The 2,511-nt window shown below is 45.2% G+C and carries 2 protein-coding genes; both read left to right on the top strand.

Going from position 1 to position 2,511, the window contains the following annotated elements; genetic code table 11:
- The first annotated feature begins 308 nt into the window (after nucleotides 1–308).
- Nucleotides 309–1,589, top strand: coding sequence for an imidazolonepropionase (gene hutI, locus LD39_RS13160; protein ID WP_035547597.1), 1,281 nt, complete (start codon nucleotides 309–311; stop codon nucleotides 1,587–1,589).
- On the top strand, nucleotides 1,552–2,490 hold the full coding sequence (gene hutG, locus LD39_RS13155) for a formimidoylglutamase (protein WP_035547593.1): 939 nt from the start codon (nucleotides 1,552–1,554) through the stop codon (nucleotides 2,488–2,490). The genes hutI and hutG overlap by 38 nt, the downstream gene beginning before the upstream one ends.
- Nucleotides 2,491–2,511 lie beyond the last annotated feature (21 nt).

Below are 2,511 nucleotides of genomic sequence, written 5' to 3'. Positions count from 1 at the left end.
GAGCTTCCTCAGACTCCGTCTTCCGGGATCTCACCGATCATGTTCATCCCACAGGAGTCTTGCCAGTTCCCCAACCACCTTTTCAAAAATAGAAGGACGGAACAGAAGATCAAATGGAAGGCGTTTGTATTAAATTTTAACGTAAGAGCTGACCATCCATAGTGAAGGTCCGTTAGCTAAACTAAAACAACCCCATTCGTCACTATAAAAGTCTCGAAACTGAGTCTTCCAGGTGGGGTAGCTATAATTGAATAAGAAAATCGCCAATGAAATTTAACACAGGCAAAGGATAAGGAGGGATTTGAATGATGTACGACACACTAATTAAAAATATCGGTCAGCTGATCCTACCTAAAAAGGGTCCGTTAAAAGGGGAAGCGATGAAGCAGCTCCACGTACGAGAACAGGCGGCCCTTGCATGGAAGAACGGGAAGGTGGCCTGGATTGGTGATACAAAGACAGCCTCTCAAATCGAAGCGAAAGAGGTGATCGACGCACACGGACGACTCGTTACCCCTGGACTTGTTGATCCACACACCCATCTTATCTTCGGAGGTTCACGTGAAGAGGAACTTGCCTTAAAGCAGGCAGGTGTCCCTTATCTAGAAATATTGGAAAAGGGAGGCGGCATTCTATCTACTGTAAAGGCGACGAAAAAAGCTACAGAGGAAGAGCTGTTAAAGAAAGGGAGATTTTTCTTAGAACGAATCGCTTCCTACGGTGTAACAACGTTGGAAGCTAAAAGTGGATATGGCTTAGATAAAGAAACTGAGCTCAAGCAGTTGAACGTTGTTAAACACTTGAACGAAGAAGGGGCCCTGGATATTATTCCTACGTTTCTAGGACCGCATGCGATCCCGCCTGAATATAAATCAGATCCTGAAAGCTTTCTATCAGAAATGATCGCTTTACTAGAGGAGATCAGTCGTAAGGATTTAGCCGCATTCACGGACATCTTTTGTGAAACCGGCGTATTCACGATCGAGCAGTCCCGCCGTTTTATGAAAGCTTCTCAAGAACTAGGCTTTCGGACGAAAATTCATGCCGACGAAATTGATTCCCTCGGCGGAACAGAGCTGGCGGCGGAGATGGGAGCCATTTCAGCTGATCACCTTGTAGCGGCTTCAGATCAGGGCATTAAAGACTTGGCAAGCTCAGAGACCGTAGCTGTCCTTTTACCTGGCACTACTTTTTACCTTGGAAAAGATACGTATGCTCCGGCAAGGAAGATGATTGATTCAGGAGCGGCTGTTGCACTCGCAACGGACTTCAATCCAGGGAGCTGTGTGACGGAAAACTTGCAGATGATTATGTCTTTGGCCGCATTAAAGATGAAGATGACGCCGGAAGAAATATGGAATGCTGTTACCGTAAATGCCTCCTGTGCGATTGGAAAAGAAGAAACAGCAGGACAGTTGGAAATTGGATCCTTGGCTGATCTCGTATTGTGGGATGTGCCGAATTATAAATATATTCCCTATCATTTTGGCACGAACCATGTGAACACCGTCTGGAAGCGTGGAGAAAAAGTATGGGAGCGAGGTGAATCCTATGTCTTTTCAATACCTCAGCCCGAGAGACAGTCCTAAGTTTAAAGACCGATACACAACAAAAGTTGATGAATCAAGGGCTTTCTATGAAAAAGGAAAAAGGGGAGAAGTAGGCGTCATTGGTCTGCCTTCTTCTAAATCTTCTATATCGTTTTCTTTGGCAGCTGAAGCTCCAGTGACGATTCGAAAAACGCTTGGTTCATTCAGTACGTATGATGGTGATAGAGATCACGATTTCTCGGATATAGTATGGCTCGACTATGGGGACGTGCAAACGCATCCGACCGATCTTCAGGAAACGCTGCACCGGCTGAATCAAAGTGTTACAGATATGTTAGAAACAGAAGCCTGCAGGCGTTACATCATACTTGGTGGTGATCACGGAATTAGCTTTCCTTCGATCTCTGCTTTTCAAAAAAAATATGGAAGAATCGGTGTTATCCAGTGGGATGCTCATCATGATTTGCGCAATTTGGATGATGGGGGCCGGACGAACGGAACACCTTTTCGTAGTTTGCTTGAGGCTGACGTGTTGAAAGGAGAAGATCTCGTCCAGGTCGGTATCCGGGATTTTTCCAACGCAAAGGCCTACGCGGACTATGCGAAAGAAAAAGGCGTCCGCTTCTATACGATGGGGGATGTAGAGCGGCATGGAGTGAACGCTATCGTTTTAAAAGAGATAGATAAATTGAAAGACAAAGTAGACATGATCTATCTTTCTGTTGATATGGATGTGGTGGATCAGGCATTTGCACCTGGTTGTCCAGCAGTTGGTCCAGGGGGAATGACGAGTCGTGAATTGCTCTCAAGTGTTGCAGTTGCAGCCCGTCATCCACTTGTGAAAGCAATGGATATTGTGGAAGTAGATCCATCCAAAGATGTAAGAGATATTACGAGCAGACTTGCTGCTCATGTAATGATGAGATTCATGTATCTTTAATAGAAAAATAGGACGAGAGAA

This window comes from Halobacillus sp. BBL2006, from assembly GCF_000786645.1.
Taxonomy (GTDB): Bacteria; Bacillota; Bacilli; order Bacillales; family Halobacillaceae; genus Halobacillus.
This window is presented reverse-complemented; position numbering and strand designations above follow the sequence as displayed.

Bases quoted from the DNA above. Each gene is read 5' to 3' on its own strand.
- hutI (WP_035547597.1), top strand. From the start codon at position 309: ATGTACGACACACTAATTAAAAATATCGGTCAGCTGATCCTACCTAAA.
- hutG (WP_035547593.1), top strand. From the start codon at position 1,552: ATGTCTTTTCAATACCTCAGCCCGAGAGACAGTCCTAAGTTTAAAGAC.